This window comes from Mesorhizobium delmotii (genome assembly GCF_900149755.1).
Taxonomy (GTDB): Bacteria; Pseudomonadota; Alphaproteobacteria; order Rhizobiales; family Rhizobiaceae; genus Mesorhizobium; species Mesorhizobium delmotii.
Genome location: NZ_FUIG01000032.1, coordinates 1 through 16,506, shown reverse-complemented (window position 1 = coordinate 16,506; position 16,506 = coordinate 1). Strand labels below are relative to the sequence as shown.

The following is a 16,506-nucleotide window of genomic DNA, read 5'->3' as shown; positions in this document are numbered from 1 at the left end:
ATGTCGTCCAGAATGCTGCTATGCGCATAACCACCGATCTGTGGGTATCGGCCCTGTTGCGCCGGGTTTTCGGCGCCGGCGGCTTTGCCGCCGTGGTCAAGCGCGGCGCAACCGAGGCCGGCGCCGTCTTCGTGCTGGCGCGAGGCCGCATGGGCGAGATTGCCTTGTTTGGACCGGCGCCGCAGACGAGCTACGATTCAGCCAAACCCGACGACCGATTCTTCAGTTTGCTCGGCGCCGGCGAGGATGCCGCCGTTTTTGACGCACAACTGGAAAGGGAGAAGAAATTCGATCCCGACATCTGGGTCGTCGAGATCGAGGCCGGCGCTGTTCCCGTCGAGGAACTTATTTCCGTCAAGTCGCTCTAACGATATGCATGAAAACAAAGGCTTAAAGCGTTCGCTTGAATCTCTTTCAGACCCGACGCGCCTTAATGCATGTCGCGCAAAAGTGTGCAGCGGTTTTGCGATAACGACGTGCATAAAACAACAACCTGAAGCGCGTCGCATGAGGCCGGTCAAACGCGACGCGCTTTAGGGCTGGCGGCAGCATTGTCGCTGTCCGCTTTGCGGATGTCGGCGTTTGCCGCAACCGGTCCGGCATTGCGAATGGCCTTCGACAGTGTCTCGGCCTTCCAGCCGCGTAGCCTGTCCAGCGCTGCGTCGCGATGCAGCAGTCGGTAGCGGTCGAGGAAGATGCGAATAGCCTGCGGGTGCGGAAACTCTGTGGGATAGACGGCGACGGTGATCAGGAACGCCCTCTCTTCGCCGAGATCAAGCGCGCGCAGGGCGGCTAGAAGCGACGTGTAGTTCTGGTTTGCGGTGAGCGACCGCGCCGTTGAAAAATCGATTTCGAGCGCGTCGGCCAGTGCTGTCTGGAAGAATGCGACATTGCCGGTCAGCGCCGTCTCGCGCAGTTTGACATAGGTTTCAGCGCCGGCGAACGGATTGACGGTCGCGCCGCCGCTCTCATCATCGGCACGCATCATCGACCGCAGCCGGCGCCGTGCATTCTCGGCGGCGGCGCCGGGCACATGCTGGCTGTCGGGGCTGGGCGCGATGACTTCGGCGCTTTTAGGCGCCGTCTTGGCGACCGCCTCCTGCTGCCGCACGCTCACCAGCGTCGGCTTTTCAAGTGCCCTGATCAACTGGGCGATGGTCGGGTTCAGATCCTTGCGGCGCGCGATGGCGCGCGCATGCGGCAGGCCGTGCCGTCCGATCAGCGCGACGAGGTCGATATCACTCAGCGCGCGCGAGCGGATGAGCAACGGCGCGGCAACGTCGACCGGCTCCCCGCAAAGCCGCCGGACCAGCGCAGTGGGTGCGTATTCGCATTCGGAAAGGGCGGCGGCGACATAGCGGCGCGATTCGACCGACACATTGGCGAAAAGCGGAAGCGTCAGATCCTCAAGTTGTGCGATCTCCCGGCGCGAAGGGCGGGTGAGCGAACAGAACGCCGACACCGCCGCGCGGAACAGCCTTTCGGCCTTTCCCGATTCAGCCCGTATAGCGATTTGCCTGAAATCCGAAGCTGACACGAAGGATACGCCTGACACTCGACACGATCTGGACCATGCTCGACCGGGACTGTGTCGGTTTCGCATTTGCCTCGGGTCAGGACTTCCTGACCTCAGAACAAAGATCAAATTAGCGGCGATCCGTTAGCGTTCCGTTAACCTACTGCCGTCCTTAATCAGATTGGAGGCGTTGCGTTGTGCTCCGGGGCAACCGAGAGGAATGCACGAACCATGGGCATGGTACTGTCTTTCGTGCCGCGAACGGCGGCAACCAATCGAGCAGAACGAAACACCGGAACGCCGGCGGCGGTGATCATTTTCCCAGGCGTCCGCTACGAGCCACGGCAGCTGACGGGCGAGACGCGGCCAGGCGCGGGTCCAGATAAGCCGGGCTCGTCAAGGACGATGCCGGGATCGTCGGGGACGCTGCCTGTTCCGCATCATTAGAGCGCCGCGCGCCCTGTTGGGCGCGCAAAGGACGCTCTAACACTGTAAAAGAGCGCCGCGCACCCTGTTGGGCCGGAAACCGGCAGCATATTTCGGTTGACGTCAGTAGGCCTGCAGTTCGCAGGAACTCTGCTCGAGAAACCGCGACACGACCGGCTTCCAGCTGTCGTCGGGCACAAACGAGCGGATGACGAACATGCCTTCGTCGACGGGCACCTCGACGAAGATTGCCCCTTGCAATTCCTCCGGGAGCTCCTTGCGGATCTCGATCATCTGCGCCGGCGTCAGTACGATACTGTCCAGCACCCTTCCGGTCGCACTATGGTCGTTGAAGGAGTAGATGTTATGGCCGCTGCGGTCATAGACCGATACGGACCAGAACGGGACGTTTCCTGGTGCCTTCACCCGAACCATCCCTTCTGACAGATCGAACCGGCAAGCAGCCGCATAAAACAGCGGATCGACGGATTTTACCACCGGCGTACCGCCGGCCTCGGCGTCCAGCCTGGTCATCCTATAGAGGTCCGAGGCCATGGCCAGCCGCGACCACGCATCACGTTCGGAAAATTCCGGGACGAGCAGCAGCACGACGATGTGCACGATGCCGGCGCCCAGCAGGCCGAGCAGGATCGCGTGCAGCAGCCTACGCATTGCAGCCGACCTTCAGGATCTGCGGCAGCGTGATATCCGAAAGACCCGTGCTGCTGGCGATCGGCGTGTCGTAGAATGTCAGCACGAAATACATCCGGCCGAAGCCGCCGGAAAGCAGCCAGTTGCCGGGTGTGGGGCGGTTGCTGACGGAAATCACTACCGAATTGTCGGGTTGGCGCAGAACCTGGTGTGATTGAAGTGCCGCAAGCCTTGGCTTGCCGGCCTTGACCACCCCGAGCGATTGATCGGCGGCATAGAGGGTCCAGAACCGGGCCGCGGGAAATCCACCTTCGATTTCATAGGCGCATTGGCGTTTCAATTGTTCGCCACCGGAATCGCGCTCGGCGATAAAGGACAGGCCTTCTGCCTGCCCGAGTGCAAGGATACCCTCGCGCGCCACGCGGGCTTTCGAATAAGGATCCGCCGCCCTCGTGCCGATATCGGGGAACGCTGTCCATGGGCCGATCCTGATCGCGCCGATGCCGCCCTGCGTCTTGAGAGCGTACCAGACGCTGCCGCCGCCGCCGCCGATGGCTATGGCAAGCGCGAGGAGCGTCAGGAATGCGTTCTTGAGCATGAAGAGCCGCGGGAAAAAAGAGGAGTGCCGCCCGGGGATATCGCGGGGCAGGGGGCGATGGCAAGCGGACCTCTGTGGAATTGCCGGCGCGAGCATGCCCTGGCTCGTCGTGCCGGCGTCAAAGCGCCGACAGGGTCTCCGGCGTCGCAGGCGCCTGTAGGACGGGCGCTGACTGGAACAGTCTTGTGATGTCCCTGAGCGCCCGCGTTGTTTGGCTGGACAGCACCGGCGGGCGCTCGGCGGCAGTGTCGGCCGCTGCCTGCTCGGCATTCTTCTTTTCCGCTTCCTCGGCCTTGGCGGCGATCTCTTCGTCGACGAAGGGATGATCGAGACCGGGGATCGGCTTGAGGTCGATATTCTGGTGCGCATAGACCATCAGCCGCTGCCAGACCATCGCCGGCAGCGAGCCGCCGGTCATGTTGTTGGTCGGGGTGAAGTCGTCATTGCCGAGCCACACGGCAGCCGTGTAGTTGCCTGTGAATCCGACATACCAGGCGTCGCGGTAAGACTGCGTTGTGCCGGTCTTGCCGGCCGAAACGATATTGGGAAGAGCAGCGCGCCGCGCCGTGCCCATCACCGGCACCGCCGCCAGCATGGTGTTCATAGACTTCAGCGCCTGTTCCGAGAGCACACGGTGCGGCGGCGGCGCATCTTTGGCGAAATCGTAAACCACCTCGCCGGTACGGGTGACGAGTTGGGTGATGCCATGCCGGGAGCCGACGAAGCCGTTCTGGGCAAACACGCTATAGCCTGTCGCCTGGTCCATCACGGTCATGCCCGATGTGCCGAGCACCATCGTCTTGTGCGATTCGAGCGGCGATTCGACGCCCATGGCTTCCGCCATCGCCTTGATCGGCTTGATGCCGAGATGATTCTTGGCCAGCCGCACCGGCACGGTGTTGACCGATTTGGCCATCGCCGTGATCAGCGTGACCTTGCCGGCGCGTCCGTCATTGTAATTGTGCGGCGACCAGGCACCCCAGGAGATCGGCCCGCCGGAAACGACGGAGTCCGGCGTGAAGCCGTGCTCCATCGCCGTTGCGTATACGTAGGGTTTAAACGATGAGCCGCTCTGGCGCAGCGCCTTGGTGGCGCGGTTGAACTGGCTGGCACCGTAGTCGCGGCCGCCGACGATCGCCCTGACTGCACCATTGGTTTCGATGACCACCATGGCGCCTTCGGTGACGTTGTATTCCTTGCCGAACTGGCGGAGATGGAATTCCATAGATTCTTCCGCCGCCTTCTGGATGTTGGCGTCGAAAGTGGTGTGAGCGACCAGCGAATGCTGGCCGGACTTCGCGGCGATCTTCTTGACCTCTTCGAATGCCCAGTCGAGGTAGTAATCCGGGCTCTTCTGCTCGCCGCGGTCGACGATTTCAGCCGGATTCAGCCGCGCCTGCAGCACCTGACCCTCGCTCATGAAGCCGCCTTCGACGAGATTCGACAGCACCACATTGGCCCGCGCCCTGGCAGCAGGCAGGTTGATGTGCGGCGCGTATTTGGTCGGTGCCTTGAACAGGCCGGCCAGCATCGCCGCTTCGGCGAGGTTCACATCCTTGACGCTTTTGCCGAAATAGAAATCGGCGGCCGCTTCGATGCCGAACGTGCCGCCGCCCATATAGACGCGGTCGAGATAGAGCTGCAGGATCTCCTTCTTCGACAGATTGGCCTCGAGCCACAGCGCCAGGAAGGCTTCCTTGACCTTCCGCTCCAACGTCCGTTCATTGGTCAGGAACAGGTTCTTCGCCAGCTGCTGGGTGATGCTCGAGCCGCCCTGCACCACGGAATTCGCCCGCACATTCGCGAAGATCGCACGCGAAAGGCCGAGCGCGTCGATGCCGTAGTGATCGAAGAAACGCCGATCCTCGGTGGCCAGCACCGCCTTGATGACCTGGTCGGGCATCTCGTCGACCGGCACCGAATCGCGCTGGATGATGCCGCGCTGGCCGATTTCATTGCCGTAGCGGTCGAGGAAGGTGATGGCGAAATCGCCCTGGGCACGCCAGTCGCCGGCGGTTTCCTGGAAGGCCGGCAAGGCAAGCGCCAGCATGACGACGATGCCGCCGGCGCCGAGGGTGAAACCTTCGCTCAACAGTTCGATGATGCCGCGGCGCCAGCCGGAGACGCGGAAGCGCCGGAAAAAAATGGTGGCCGCTTCCCAGAACCGGCGCGCCTCGAAGCCGATCTCGTAGAGCGAGGAATCGAACCACGCATCCGCCGCCAGCAGTCTTGCGGCAATCGGACCCCTTCTCTTGCGTGTTTTCAAAGGACTGGCCATTCCAGGATCCGGCTGCGGCTACGCCTCCCACTGAGAAGCGGCACTCCTACCAGACTATTTGTCCATTTTGGCCCCGCTCACAAGGGCGAGGGGACTTTCGCGGTACAGTTTGTTGATACCAGCGTCGGGCCTGCCACCTCCGCCACCTCGCATCCGCTACTGCGCCGCGATAAAGCGCATGAAATGCGCCACGTCAGCATCGCTTGGCTCCTGGCCGGTGAAACTGCGCAGATAGGCGGCGAGATGACTGACTCTCGCCTCGACCGGTTCCTTGAGGTCGAGCACATAATAACCGATCTGCATGTAATAGAGTACGCGGGCGCGGATGAAGGCATCCTCTTCGTCGTAGCCATGCCGGCGATACATGTCGCGGATCGCGCCTAGCCGGTCATTGTCGGCCTGGTCGATGGCCCGGCGCACGTCGTCGGAGCGACGCGCCCATTCCCGGATGGCGAAGTCGAGCCTGGGATCGAACAGGCGCTCGTCCGCCCAGCATTCGAACACGTTCATGACGCCCATGATGATGCTTTCGGCCGGCCGCTGCGCGCGTTCGACGATCGCCTTGGTGTTGGTGTTCCGCCAATGGGCAAGCAACTGGTCGAGCAGGTCCTGACGGCTCTCGAAATACCAATAGAAGCTTGAGCGCGAAACGCCGAGCTTCTGGCCGAGCGGCAGCACGCGCACGCTTTCGATGCCGTCTGAAATCAATGTCTGGAGTGCAAGATTGATCCAGTCCCAGCGCGTCACCTTGATGTTGCCGGGCGCCGGCTCGTCCTGCGGAGCAATCATGATCATGGCCGCACAATAGGCATGAGGGGGAACTGCACGCAACCGTACTAGACACATATGTACAGTGCAAGTATCCTGCCCGCCTCAACCAACTGGGCCGAGCGGGCCAGCGCGCGTCATAGCGGCTTCTCCCTACGATCCCAGGGCAAGGCAATAATACGGCAGCGCAATACGGCAATGAGGAGTATCCGCCATGATCGATGACGCCGCACGTGATCTCAGGCGCGAACGCAGGCGCGGACGAACCGGCGAGGCCGGCAGCGAGACCAGCCGCCGACCGGACTATCGTTCGCTGAAGAACCCGTTCCTGCCGCAGCCGATCTTTTCGGCCGACCAGGTCGCGGCGATCCACGACACGGCGCTGCGCGTGCTCGAGGAACTCGGCGTCAAGGTGCTGCTGCCGGAGGCGCGTACCATTCTTGCCCGTGCCGGCGCTTTGGTCGACGAGGACAGTCAGATGGTGCGCATCGGCCGCGACATCGTCGCGGCGGCGCTGGCCTCGGCGCCGAAATCGATCCGGGCGCACGCTGGTGACCGTGCCCGCGACCTGACGCTCGAGCTTGGCTCGATGACGTTCCTGGCGGGATCCGGGGCGCCGAACGTCACCGATCTAGAGCGCGGCCGGCGGCCGGGAACGCTTGCCGCTTTCGAGGATCTCATCCGGCTGGTGCAGCATTTCGACGTGCTGCACATGCTGGGACCTTGCATCGAGCCACAGGACGTCGACAACCGCTTCCGCCACTATGCCGTCAACCGCGCGCAGCTGACGCTGTCGGACAAGCTGCCGTTCGTCTTCGCGCGCGGCACGCCGCAGGTCGAGGACGGCTTCGAGATGCTGCGGCTGGCGCGCGGCTTGTCCGAGGCCGAATTCCTTTCGGGCGCTCATTGCTACACCGTCATCAACACCAATTCGCCGCGTCAGCTCGACATTCCGATGGCGCAAGGCATCATCGACTTTGCCAAGTCGGGGCAGGTGCTGATCATCACGCCCTTCTGCCTGGCCGGCGCCATGGCGCCGATCACCGTGGCCGGCGCGCTGACGCTGCAGCACGCCGAAGCGCTGGCCGGGCTGACGCTGGCCCAGACCGTGCAGCCGGGCGCGCCGGTCGTCTATGGCTCCTTCTCCTCCAATGTCGACATGAAGTCCGGGGCGCCGGCGTTCGGCACGCCGGAGCACATCAAGGCGACGCTCGGCGCCGGTCAGCTTGCACGCTTCACCGGGCTTCCCTGGCGGTCCGGCGGCGGCAGCGCCGCCAACATATCGGACGCGCAGGCGGCCCACGAAGCGCAGTTCGCTCTGTGGGGCTCGGTGCTTGCGGGTGCAACGGTCTGCATCCATGCCGCGGGCTGGCTCGAAGGCGGCTTGAGCGTTTCATTCGAGAAGCTGATCACCGATATCGAGGCACTGCAGACGGTCGCCGAACTCTGCGCGGCGACGCCCGGAGACGAGGCCGCGATCGGCTTCGAGGCTATCGCCGAAGTGCAGCCGGGCGGGCATTTCTTTTCGGCCGGGCACACAATGGCGCGCTACCGCACCGCTTTCTACGAGCCGCTGGTCGCCGATTGGTCGAATTTCGGCAACTGGACGCAGGCCGGGTCAAGAACCGCGACCGAGCGCGCCACCGGCATCTGGAAACGGCTGCTGACCGACTTCCAGCCGCCGGCTTCTGCCGCTGCCACATCAGGCGTCCTCGACGAATTCATAGCGCGGCGCACGGAAGAGGACGGGGCCGCGCCGATCTCTTGATGCAGTTCAGCCACATGCGTCACATGGGAGGCTTATCCCGGGTCTTTTGCGGGTCGCGGCGTATCGGGCCGACCTCGGATTTCCTGTGCTTGTCGGCAAGTCTGCGAATGCGATCGAAGCGGCTTTCTTCAGCCACTTTGGTCTTCGCCGCCGCATTTGGCTTCGGGACGAATGCGATCATGGATCGATCTCCTTGCCGCTGGGCTGGCGCCGGGGAAAATGCCCCGGCGGCAGTCTTTCAGGCTCTCGTGAAGATATCTCTTCTTTCGGAGAGCTCGAAGATATCAGGCGGCGAGAGCGACCGCACAGCTTTGCGCACCCAGCTTGTCGGGCGAGGTTTTCCCGGGCATGGTCGCCCAGCCGCCCGTCTCGATGAACTGCCGCTTCTTGTAGCTGTCGGTCAGGGCCTTGAACTCGACAAGCTTGGCGGCCGCATCGGGCGCTGTGTTGAAGCGATCGACGCAGACCGCCGAGGCCAACTCGCCGCGCGCCACATCGCCGGCGGTTGCCGCCAGCGCGCGTGAGGTGCCACCGGTCACCCAGCCACCCCAGTTGAAACCGATGATCAGCGTTGCGACGACGGTTGCCGCACATGCCCACAAAAGCGTGGATTTGGCCGGCTGGTAATCTTCCCATCGACGCGCGAGAGATGGCTTGCTGCTGCTTTGTGTGGCCACGGAACAGTTCCTTCCTGGTTGATGTTGGATCGGTCGCCCGGCCTTTCCGGCCGGGCGCTGCAGGCTTGTCTAGGCGATGGTCAGTAGCCGCCCATGCCGGCCGCAGGCGCGACATCCTTGGCTGGAATGTCGGTAATCATGGCTTCCGCAGTGATCAGCAATGCCGCGATCGAACCGGCATCCTGGAGCGCGGTCCGCACCACCTTTGCCGGGTCGACTATGCCGACCTTGATCATGTCGACATAGATCTCGTTCTGGGCATCGAAGCCCTGATTGTGATCCTTGCTGTCTATGAGCCTGCCGACAACGATCGAACCTTCGACGCCGGAGTTCTCGGCGATCTGGCGGAGTGGCGCTTCGAGCGCTCTCGACACGATCGAAATGCCCGCCGTGACATCGGCATTGGCTCCGGTCAGCCCGTTCAGCACGGCCTTGGCGCGCAGCAGCGCGACACCGCCGCCGGGAACGATCCCTTCTTCCACCGCCGCGCGCGTAGCGTTCAGCGCATCGTCGATACGGTCCTTCTTTTCCTTGACCTCGGACTCGGTCGCACCACCGACGCGAATGACCGCGACGCCGCCGGCGAGCTTGGCCAGCCGCTCCTGCAGCTTCTCCTTGTCGTAGTCGGAAGTGGTTTCCTCGATCTGCCCCTTGATCTGCTGGACACGCGCCTGGATCGTGGCCTTCTCGCCTGCACCGTCGATGATCGTCGTCGTGTCCTTCTCGATCAGCACGCGCTTGGCGCGGCCGAGCATGTCGATGGTGATGTTTTCGAGCTTGATGCCGAGGTCTTCCGAGATCATCTGGCCGGCAGTGAGCACGGCGATGTCTTCCAGCATCGCCTTGCGGCGGTCACCGAAACCCGGCGCCTTGACGGCCGCAACCTTGAGCCCACCGCGCAATTTGTTGACGACCAGCGTCGCCAGTGCTTCGCCCTCGACGTCCTCGGAGATGATCACCAGCGGCTTGCCGCTTTGCACTACGGCTTCGAGGATCGGCAGCATCGCCTGCAGATTACCGAGCTTCTTTTCATGGATGAGGACGTAAGGGTCCTCCAGCTCCGCGCGCATCTTCTCGGCATTGGTGACGAAATAGGGGCTGAGATAGCCACGGTCGAACTGCATGCCCTCGACGACGTCGAGTTCGGTGTCGGCGGTCTTGGCTTCCTCGACGGTGATGACGCCGTCATTGCCGACCTTGTCCATCGCCTTGGCGATCATGGCGCCGACGGTGGTGTCGCCATTGGCGGCAATGGTGCCGACCTGCGCGATTTCACCGGGAGATTTGACCTTCTTGGCGCGTGCCTGGATTTCCTTGACGACAGCGGTAACGGCAAGGTCGATGCCGCGCTTGAGGTCCATCGGGTTCATGCCGGCGGCAACGAATTTGGCGCCCTCGCGCAAGATGGAAGCGGCAAGCACCGTGGCGGTGGTGGTACCGTCGCCGGCAAGGTCGTTGGTCTTCGACGCCACTTCGCGCACCATCTGCGCGCCCATGTTCTCGAACTTGTCGGAAAGCTCGATTTCCTTGGCTACCGCCACCCCGTCCTTGGTGATGCGCGGTGCGCCATAGGCCTTGTCGATGACGACGTTGCGGCCCTTGGGGCCGAGCGTCACCTTGACGGCGTTGTTGAGGATTTCGACACCGCGCAGCATGCGGTCACGCGCATCGGTGGAGAATTTGATTTCCTTGGCAGACATGATTTTTCATCCCGTTTGTGTGTGGAGTAGGCCCGTTCGCTTTGGAACCAGAAAGACTTCGGCGTTCCGCCTGAAGCATCGGCTCGAAAATCGGAATCGATTTTCGGAAAAGCACGATGCGTAGATTCAAAAACTTGGAGCGTCCTTTGCGCGTCCAAGAGGACGCGCGGCGCTCCAATCAGGCGGCCTTCTTGGCAGTGATGGTCCTCTCGATGATGCCCATGATGTCGGCCTCCTTCATGATCAGAAGGTCCTCGCCATCTATCTTGACCTCGGTTCCCGACCATTTGCCAAACAGGATGAGGTCGCCGGCCTTGACGTCGAGCGCGATCAGCGCGCCGCTTTCGTCACGCGCGCCCGGCCCGACGGCGATCACTTCGCCTTCCTGCGGCTTTTCCTTGGCATTGTCGGGAATGATGATGCCGCCCTTGGATTTGGTGTCGCTTTCGGCGCGCCGAATGACGACGCGATCGTGGAGGGGCCGGAATTTCATGGGAACTCTTTCTGGGGCCGGCTTAGGCGGCCGCTCCCTTCTATAGGCCCGTTGGCACTCGATTGATAGGAGTGCCAAAAAATATTCATGCTCTGTCGGAAACTATTGAATAGTATTATTTTGCTGTTTCATTTTCAGAATTTCCACCAATTCAAAATAATCCGGAAGTTGAATTTTTCGTTCCGAGTTCCTATTTTAGATGGGAAATTCACTTTCATAATTTCGGTCAAAAGGAGATTTTATCAATGGCGGAATCTAGCCAGAACATCATGGAAAAAGCTGAAGCGCGCTTCATGGAGAAGCAGAAGAAAGCCGCGGAACGCAACCAGGCAACGGCCGAATATGTTTCCGAGGCCAAGGCCAGGACCATTAAGACGGCAAGATTGCGGGCGTTGCGGCTGGCCAAGGAAGAGGCCGACCGCGCCGCGGAGGCCCTCAATCCCGTCGCCCCCAAGAAAAAGCGGGTGTCGCGGGCGGTCAAGAAAGCAGACGTTGCATCAACGGAGGTCAAGTCATGAGCCTGACATTTCCCAATCGAAGCCGCAGCTACGACGAGGCGGGCAAACGCATCCGCTTCGTCGGCCATGACGGCATGTTCCAGATTTCCTTCTCTGTCGCCACTGATGCCATCTCGAAGGCACCATCAGAGGCACCAACTGCTGAAGCCACCTATCTGGCGGCGTTCGACACCGCCTCCAGTTCCATCCATGAAATCGCCAGAAATGCCTATGCCCGCACTCGCAAGAGCATATATGTGCTGACCGCGGCCGATTTTCGCTAATCCCGACCGCCTGCGCGATCGGGGCCAACACGCCAGATTCCTACCTTGGCGCAAATGCCGCCTGAGGCCGGCTCAGGATTTGCCGTCCGCCTTTGCCCGCCGCTTGACGTCTCGGCTGTTCAGCCGATCGACCATCGCGTCCGCATCGCGTGTGTTCATGCCAACCATGACCTGGTGCTTCAGCTCGACGGGCTGGCCGGTGAAGACATCGAAGACGGTCCAGCTGTTCGGATGCTCCATGCGCAGTGCGTAGCGGTTTGCCATCCCGGCATCCTTTTTCGTTTCTGCCCCCGATCGATGGATGTCGATTGGTCAGGCCTGCGTAATGAAGAACACTGCCGCCAGTACAAGGACCGTCCACACAACGACGGACAGCTTCAAGGCCAGGGCCCCGTGTGAAGACAAAAGCTTCCGAATGCGGATCACCATGTTCTTCGACACGGTCGGCGCCGCAGCAATGGCTGCTGGCGGCTTGATCCCAAGCTTTCCAAAGACAGGCAGCAGCGATGGCTCGCGCACGAAAATAACCTCGAATGTCCGGAGAAAACCGAGCACCTTCATAGCACCGTTTTTTAAACGCCTTGCATGCCAAATGGGAGAGGTCACCAACCGTAAAGACATCCCTGACTCGAAAGGCCGCGTCATTGGGGTCCCGTGATCTGGCGCCAGAATTTCAATGCAGCTACGCTGCAAGCAGGAATCGCTGGCGGCGCAAAGGCCTGCTCAGCCGTGATGGGCGAGGGAGAAGATGATGACCGCGCCGGCCGCCGCGCTGCAGAAGGCCTTATTTGAAGCGCTGAACGGTGACGGTTCCCTGTCAGCGGCATTGGGCGGCGCAAAACTGTTCGATCATGTCCCGGAAAATGTTCCATTTCCCTATGTCACCTACGGCCGGACCAGCGTCTACGACTGGACAACCGGCATGGAGAACGATGCCGAGCAGCTTTTCACGCTGCATTTCTGGTCGAAGTCCGAGGCCAGGAAAGAAATGCTCGATGCAATGGACCTTGTCAGCACCCGCCTCCAGAATGCGGCGCTCGCGCTCGACAAGCATCACCGCATCAATCTCAGGCTCGAATTCACCGAGGCCCGTTACGACGAGGACCTTTCAGCCTATCACGGGCTGCTGCGCTTTCGCGCCGTGACGGAAGAAAACGCCTGACGCGCTTTCAATCTGGCTGCAACACAGTCTAGACTGGCGCTTGGATGAATTTGCCGGGTTGGGTCGGCCAAAATCATAAGGTCGGTTGTCTCGCGTTTCAGGGGGGTGAGATAGGCATGTGTTGCAGGCGTTCACTGTTCATTTCACGTTCAGCACCGATGCGTTAGGACGCTGATCATGAAAACGCTTCGCTCCCATTTCCGAACCGCGACACTGGCGCTCTGCGCTGCCGGTCTGTTTGCGTCGCAGGCGACGGCGCTGCCGGTCGTCGTGCCCGAGCAGAACCGGCCGATCGTCCTGGCTTCCTCCGACTGCTACGCGATCGGTCAGCAGGTTGCCGAGCAGAATGGCGGCACGCTGGCCAAGGCGTCGCAGTCGACGCGCGGTGGCCAGCCGGTCTGCGTCATCGTCGTGTTGGTCCCGGGCAAGGACGGGCAGCGTCCGCGCCGCACCGAGATCGTCGTTCCGCTGAACTGATCCCTGCCGTTTCCCAAGCGCTGGAATCGGCCTATATCTGACGCCCAGCTTCTCAACAGGGCAGCTCTTCAACAGGCCAGATCTTCAACAGGGTATGATCCCCGCATGCGCGTACTCGTCGTCGAAGATGACAAGGATCTCAACCGGCAGATATCGGACGCGCTGGTCGATGCCGGCTATGTCGTCGACCGGGCTTTCGACGGTGAGGAAGGGCATTTCCTCGGCGATACCGAACCCTATGACGCCGTGGTGCTCGACATTGGCTTGCCGCAGATGGACGGCATCAGCGTGGTCGAGCGCTGGCGGCGCGGCGGCCGCAAGATGCCGGTCCTGATTCTGACGGCGCGCGATCGCTGGAGCGACAAGGTATCCGGCATCGACGCCGGCGCCGACGATTATGTCACCAAGCCGTTCCACATCGAAGAGGTGCTGGCCAGGGTTCGGGCGCTCATCCGGCGCGCGGCCGGCCATGCGTCGTCCGAGCTGACATGCGGGCCGCTGCGGCTCGACACCAAGGCCTCCAAGGCCGATGTCGACGGCGTGCCGCTCAAGTTGACGTCGCACGAATTTCGCCTGCTTGCCTATTTGATGCACCATATGGGCGAGGTCGTGTCCCGGACCGAGTTGGTCGAGCACCTTTACGATCAGGATTTCGACCGCGATTCCAACACAATCGAGGTCTTTGTCGGGCGGCTTCGCAAGAAGATGGGCATCGACATGATAGAAACCGTTCGCGGCATGGGCTATCGAATGCGTGAGCCGGAGGCGTAAGGCGGAACCGCTCAAACAGACTGCAAGAACGCCGCTTTCACTGCGGTTCTGGCCGCGTTCGCTGGCGTTCCGGGTGATCGCCTTTTCCACGGTCTGGGCGATACTCACCCTGATTGTCATCTTCACGCTGATCACGACCCTCTATCGCCAAGCGAGCGAGCGCGGTTTCGACAGCTTGTTGTCCGCGCATCTGTTCAACCTGATCGGCTCGGTCGGCGTGTCCGAAGGCGGTTCGCTGACCGGCGCTCCCGACCTGGGCGACCTTCGGTTCTCGGAGCCGAATTCCGGCTGGTACTGGTCGGTGGAGCCTGCGTCGGAAGGCGTGAGTGGTGAGTTGCACTCCTCCTCGATGACCAACGCGATCCTGTCGCCAAGCGTCGCCGAGGTTCCCTTCAATGCCAGCTTCCAGCGCAGCTATGCGACAGAAGGCATCGATGGCGAGGAACTGGAAGTGTTCGAGAGCGAATTCGTTCTCGACGCGAAAAATCGCGCAGCGCGCTTCCGTGTCATGGGCAACAAGACCGAGCTCGAGCAGGAGATAGGCGCCTTCCAGCGTCGCCTGCTGACCTATCTTTCCCTGTTCGGCGTCGGCATGATCGCCATCAACGCCATCGCCATCCTGCTGGGCCTGCAGCCATTGCGCCGGGTCAGGAACGCTCTCGCCATGGTGCGCGAAGGAACCGCGCAAAGGCTCGACGGTCGCTTCCCCGCCGAGATCGAGCCGCTCGCCAACGAGACCAACGCGCTGATCGAAAACAACAAGCGTATCGTCGAGCGCTCGCGGACGCAGGTCGGCAACCTCGCCCATTCGCTGAAGACGCCGCTGGCGGTGCTGATCAATGAGGGGCGGGCGCTCGGCGGCGCCAAGGGCCAGCTCATAGCCGAGCAGGCCGCCTCTATGCAGAAGCAGGTTGACCATTATCTGCAGCGCGCCCGCGTTGCGGCGCAACGCGACAGCGTCGTCTACCGCACGCCGGTGGCGCCGCTGGTCCAGCGCATGGTGCGCGTGCTGCAAAAACTCAATCCGCAGACGGCTCTCTCGCTTTCGCTGCCGGCAGTCGATATCGTCTTTGCCGGAGAACGCGAGGATCTGGAAGAATTGCTTGGCAATTTGCTCGACAACGCCATGAAATGGGCAAAGAGCGCGGTCGCCGTGTCGGTGGCGCCAGTTTCCGACAAGAAGAGTGGCGCCGGCAAGGAGGGTGTACTGTTCGAGATCAGCATCGAGGATGACGGCCCGGGCATTCCAGAGGACAAGGCACGCGAGGCGCTGAAGCGCGGACGGCGTCTCGACGAGACAAAGCCGGGCACCGGGCTGGGACTTGCCATTGTCGCCGACCTGGTCAACGAGTATGGAGGCGTTCTGGCTCTGGAACGGTCGAGCATGGGCGGGTTGAAGGCGGTGGTTCGATTGCGGAGCCTTCACTAGACTTATGCTTTTGCTGGGGCCAGTCTGCTTTTGCTGGGGCCAGTCGACATTGATCGACGGTGCGTGATATTGCGGCATGTCGACTGGTCCCGGAGCCGTCGGCCGCGGCCAAATTTCCGACAAACATCGACACTATGGCCACGCCGACTTCCCCGATGGCGCGGCTCCCAGCTCTAACTCAAACCGGTTGTTGGCATGAAGATTTGCGTCGCGCTCGTTTCCGCACTGCTGGCCGTATCCGGCTGCACGACGCTGGGCAATAGCCCTGGCCCGACGGTGCCGCCGCAGCCGGCCGCCACGCCGCCAAGTGACGGCAAGATCGCGACGACGATCATTTCCGCCATGGGGGGCGGCCTCGTCAGCGGATCCATCGGTACCGGCTTGAGCGATCCGGAAAAGCGCAAGGCGCTGGAAGCGGAATACAGGGCGCTCGAGTACACGGCGAGCGGCCACAAGGTGACATGGAAGAGCGATCGGTCGGCGCATCACGGCGAAGTCGTGCCTGCCCAGCCCTATCGTGTCGGCTCGCAGGACTGCCGGCAATACACGCATACGGTCTTTACCGGCGCTGCCGGCGCCACCGCGCGCGGAACCGCTTGCCGCAACGCCGATGGCAGCTGGACGCCATTGACGTAACGACCGGCCGGATAATGCATGTCGCGCAAAAGTGCGCAGCGGTGTTGCGATAACGACGCATAAAAACAAGAACTCGCGTAAAGTGTGTAGCGGTTTTGCGATAACGACATGCATGAAAACAACAACCTAAAGCGCGTCGCATGAGGCCGGTCGAACGCGACGCGCTTTAGGTCCGGTTGACATCAATCAAGGACATGCGACGCATCTGCCGTCAAAGCGTCGCAGGACGGCTGTGTTGGCAGGGCAGGGCTCTGCCGTTATTGGAAGAAGCATGCTGTTCTGGGTCATAGCTGCCATTCTCACGCTGGGTGCAAGCCTGGCGGTTCTGCTGCCGCTGGCCGGCAGCCCGAAGGGAGTTGTGTGCGTCAAGTTCTG

20 protein-coding genes are annotated in these 16,506 nt (G+C 61.9%); 9 read left to right on the top strand and 11 right to left on the bottom strand.

Annotation, left to right across the window (positions count from 1 at the left end; translation table 11 throughout):
• Positions 1–20: 20 nt before the first annotated feature.
• Positions 21–368, top strand: coding sequence for a DUF1491 family protein (locus BQ8482_RS20110; protein ID WP_123149214.1), 348 nt, complete (start codon positions 21–23; stop codon positions 366–368).
• A 149-nt stretch (positions 369–517) separates the two neighbouring features.
• On the opposite strand, the gene BQ8482_RS20105 is transcribed toward BQ8482_RS20110, so the two are convergent.
• The 5 genes from BQ8482_RS20105 to BQ8482_RS20080 all read right to left on the bottom strand — a co-directional run bounded on the left by BQ8482_RS20105 (position 518) and on the right by BQ8482_RS20080 (position 6,264).
• Positions 518–1,537 carry a hypothetical protein gene (locus BQ8482_RS20105; RefSeq protein WP_123149213.1) on the bottom strand — a complete coding sequence of 340 codons (1,020 nt, stop codon included), beginning with the start codon at positions 1,535–1,537 and terminating at the stop codon, positions 518–520.
• Positions 1,538–2,065: 528 nt separating this feature from the next.
• Positions 2,066–2,614 (bottom strand): DUF1254 domain-containing protein, encoded by a 549-nt coding sequence (locus BQ8482_RS20095; RefSeq protein WP_123149211.1) that lies wholly within the window; start codon positions 2,612–2,614, stop codon positions 2,066–2,068.
• Positions 2,607–3,191 (bottom strand): DUF1214 domain-containing protein, encoded by a 585-nt coding sequence (locus BQ8482_RS20090; RefSeq protein ID WP_123149210.1) that lies wholly within the window; start codon positions 3,189–3,191, stop codon positions 2,607–2,609. The genes BQ8482_RS20095 and BQ8482_RS20090 overlap by 8 nt, the downstream gene beginning before the upstream one ends.
• A gap of 118 nt (positions 3,192–3,309) precedes the next feature.
• Entirely contained in the window at positions 3,310–5,469 is a 2,160-nt protein-coding gene (locus BQ8482_RS20085; RefSeq protein WP_123149209.1) for a transglycosylase domain-containing protein, read from the bottom strand.
• A gap of 156 nt (positions 5,470–5,625) precedes the next feature.
• Entirely contained in the window at positions 5,626–6,264 is a 639-nt protein-coding gene (locus tag BQ8482_RS20080) for a TetR/AcrR family transcriptional regulator (RefSeq protein WP_123149208.1), read from the bottom strand.
• Between the two features lie 187 nt (positions 6,265–6,451).
• On the opposite strand from BQ8482_RS20080, the gene BQ8482_RS20075 reads away from it, so the two are divergent.
• Positions 6,452–8,005, top strand: a complete 1,554-nt coding sequence (locus BQ8482_RS20075; protein ID WP_123149207.1) for a trimethylamine methyltransferase family protein — start codon at positions 6,452–6,454, stop codon at positions 8,003–8,005.
• Positions 8,006–8,024: 19 nt separating this feature from the next.
• Here the strand turns inward: BQ8482_RS20075 and BQ8482_RS38185 are convergent, their stop codons facing one another.
• The 4 genes from BQ8482_RS38185 to BQ8482_RS20060 form a co-directional block, all read right to left on the bottom strand.
• Complete coding sequence (locus BQ8482_RS38185; RefSeq protein WP_165848639.1) at positions 8,025–8,186, bottom strand: hypothetical protein; 162 nt, start codon at positions 8,184–8,186, stop codon at positions 8,025–8,027.
• A gap of 103 nt (positions 8,187–8,289) precedes the next feature.
• Positions 8,290–8,682: a hypothetical protein gene (locus tag BQ8482_RS20070; RefSeq protein WP_123149206.1), complete on the bottom strand. Its 393-nt coding sequence runs from the start codon at positions 8,680–8,682 to the stop codon at positions 8,290–8,292.
• Between the two features lie 80 nt (positions 8,683–8,762).
• The gene (groL, locus tag BQ8482_RS20065) at positions 8,763–10,382 is read right to left on the bottom strand and encodes a chaperonin GroEL (RefSeq protein WP_123149205.1); all 1,620 of its coding nucleotides are present in this window, start codon (positions 10,380–10,382) and stop codon (positions 8,763–8,765) included.
• Positions 10,383–10,560: 178 nt separating this feature from the next.
• On the bottom strand, positions 10,561–10,875 hold the full coding sequence (locus BQ8482_RS20060) for a co-chaperone GroES (protein WP_123149204.1): 315 nt from the start codon (positions 10,873–10,875) through the stop codon (positions 10,561–10,563).
• Positions 10,876–11,120: 245 nt separating this feature from the next.
• On the opposite strand from BQ8482_RS20060, the gene BQ8482_RS20055 reads away from it, so the two are divergent.
• Complete coding sequence (locus BQ8482_RS20055; protein ID WP_123149203.1) at positions 11,121–11,393, top strand: hypothetical protein; 273 nt, start codon at positions 11,121–11,123, stop codon at positions 11,391–11,393.
• A complete protein-coding gene (locus BQ8482_RS20050) occupies positions 11,390–11,656 on the top strand; it encodes a DUF1488 family protein (protein WP_077381973.1) in 267 nt (88 codons plus the stop codon). Before BQ8482_RS20055 ends, BQ8482_RS20050 begins: the two co-directional genes overlap by 4 nt.
• 72 nt (positions 11,657–11,728) lie before the next feature.
• Here the strand turns inward: BQ8482_RS20050 and BQ8482_RS20045 are convergent, their stop codons facing one another.
• Positions 11,729–11,920 (bottom strand): hypothetical protein, encoded by a 192-nt coding sequence (locus BQ8482_RS20045; RefSeq protein WP_123149202.1) that lies wholly within the window; start codon positions 11,918–11,920, stop codon positions 11,729–11,731.
• Between the two features lie 48 nt (positions 11,921–11,968).
• Positions 11,969–12,217, bottom strand: coding sequence for a hypothetical protein (locus BQ8482_RS20040; protein ID WP_244602891.1), 249 nt, complete (start codon positions 12,215–12,217; stop codon positions 11,969–11,971).
• 187 nt (positions 12,218–12,404) lie between these two features.
• Between BQ8482_RS20040 and BQ8482_RS20035 the strand changes: the two genes are divergently transcribed.
• From BQ8482_RS20035 to BQ8482_RS20015, 5 genes are all read left to right on the top strand, one after another.
• Positions 12,405–12,818: a DUF3168 domain-containing protein gene (locus tag BQ8482_RS20035; RefSeq protein ID WP_342210968.1), complete on the top strand. Its 414-nt coding sequence runs from the start codon at positions 12,405–12,407 to the stop codon at positions 12,816–12,818.
• A gap of 177 nt (positions 12,819–12,995) precedes the next feature.
• Positions 12,996–13,295, top strand: a complete 300-nt coding sequence (locus BQ8482_RS20030) for a hypothetical protein (RefSeq protein ID WP_123149201.1) — start codon at positions 12,996–12,998, stop codon at positions 13,293–13,295.
• A gap of 105 nt (positions 13,296–13,400) precedes the next feature.
• A complete protein-coding gene (locus BQ8482_RS20025; RefSeq protein WP_023800820.1) occupies positions 13,401–14,066 on the top strand; it encodes a response regulator transcription factor in 666 nt (221 codons plus the stop codon).
• Positions 14,050–15,495, top strand: a complete 1,446-nt coding sequence (locus BQ8482_RS20020) for an ATP-binding protein (protein ID WP_123149200.1) — start codon at positions 14,050–14,052, stop codon at positions 15,493–15,495. The genes BQ8482_RS20025 and BQ8482_RS20020 overlap by 17 nt, the downstream gene beginning before the upstream one ends.
• Before the next feature lie 195 nt (positions 15,496–15,690).
• Positions 15,691–16,131 carry a hypothetical protein gene (locus BQ8482_RS20015; protein WP_123149199.1) on the top strand — a complete coding sequence of 147 codons (441 nt, stop codon included), beginning with the start codon at positions 15,691–15,693 and terminating at the stop codon, positions 16,129–16,131.
• Positions 16,132–16,506: the final 375 nt, after the last annotated feature.

Excerpts from the sequence above, each read along its gene's own strand:
- BQ8482_RS20110 (WP_123149214.1), top strand. The coding sequence starts at position 21 with ATGCGCATAACCACCGATCTGTGGGTATCGGCCCTGTTGCGCCGGGTT.
- BQ8482_RS20095 (WP_123149211.1), bottom strand. The coding sequence starts at position 2,614 with ATGCGTAGGCTGCTGCACGCGATCCTGCTCGGCCTGCTGGGCGCCGGC.
- BQ8482_RS20090 (WP_123149210.1), bottom strand. The coding sequence starts at position 3,191 with ATGCTCAAGAACGCATTCCTGACGCTCCTCGCGCTTGCCATAGCCATC.
- BQ8482_RS20085 (WP_123149209.1), bottom strand. The coding sequence starts at position 5,469 with ATGGCCAGTCCTTTGAAAACACGCAAGAGAAGGGGTCCGATTGCCGCA.
- BQ8482_RS20080 (WP_123149208.1), bottom strand. The coding sequence starts at position 6,264 with ATGATCATGATTGCTCCGCAGGACGAGCCGGCGCCCGGCAACATCAAG.
- BQ8482_RS20075 (WP_123149207.1), top strand. The coding sequence starts at position 6,452 with ATGATCGATGACGCCGCACGTGATCTCAGGCGCGAACGCAGGCGCGGA.
- BQ8482_RS38185 (WP_165848639.1), bottom strand. The coding sequence starts at position 8,186 with ATGATCGCATTCGTCCCGAAGCCAAATGCGGCGGCGAAGACCAAAGTG.
- groL (WP_123149205.1), bottom strand. The coding sequence starts at position 10,382 with ATGTCTGCCAAGGAAATCAAATTCTCCACCGATGCGCGTGACCGCATG.
- BQ8482_RS20060 (WP_123149204.1), bottom strand. The coding sequence starts at position 10,875 with ATGAAATTCCGGCCCCTCCACGATCGCGTCGTCATTCGGCGCGCCGAA.
- BQ8482_RS20055 (WP_123149203.1), top strand. The coding sequence starts at position 11,121 with ATGGCGGAATCTAGCCAGAACATCATGGAAAAAGCTGAAGCGCGCTTC.
- BQ8482_RS20050 (WP_077381973.1), top strand. The coding sequence starts at position 11,390 with ATGAGCCTGACATTTCCCAATCGAAGCCGCAGCTACGACGAGGCGGGC.
- BQ8482_RS20045 (WP_123149202.1), bottom strand. The coding sequence starts at position 11,920 with ATGGCAAACCGCTACGCACTGCGCATGGAGCATCCGAACAGCTGGACC.
- BQ8482_RS20040 (WP_244602891.1), bottom strand. The coding sequence starts at position 12,217 with ATGAAGGTGCTCGGTTTTCTCCGGACATTCGAGGTTATTTTCGTGCGC.
- BQ8482_RS20035 (WP_342210968.1), top strand. The coding sequence starts at position 12,405 with ATGATGACCGCGCCGGCCGCCGCGCTGCAGAAGGCCTTATTTGAAGCG.
- BQ8482_RS20030 (WP_123149201.1), top strand. The coding sequence starts at position 12,996 with ATGAAAACGCTTCGCTCCCATTTCCGAACCGCGACACTGGCGCTCTGC.
- BQ8482_RS20025 (WP_023800820.1), top strand. The coding sequence starts at position 13,401 with ATGCGCGTACTCGTCGTCGAAGATGACAAGGATCTCAACCGGCAGATA.
- BQ8482_RS20015 (WP_123149199.1), top strand. The coding sequence starts at position 15,691 with ATGAAGATTTGCGTCGCGCTCGTTTCCGCACTGCTGGCCGTATCCGGC.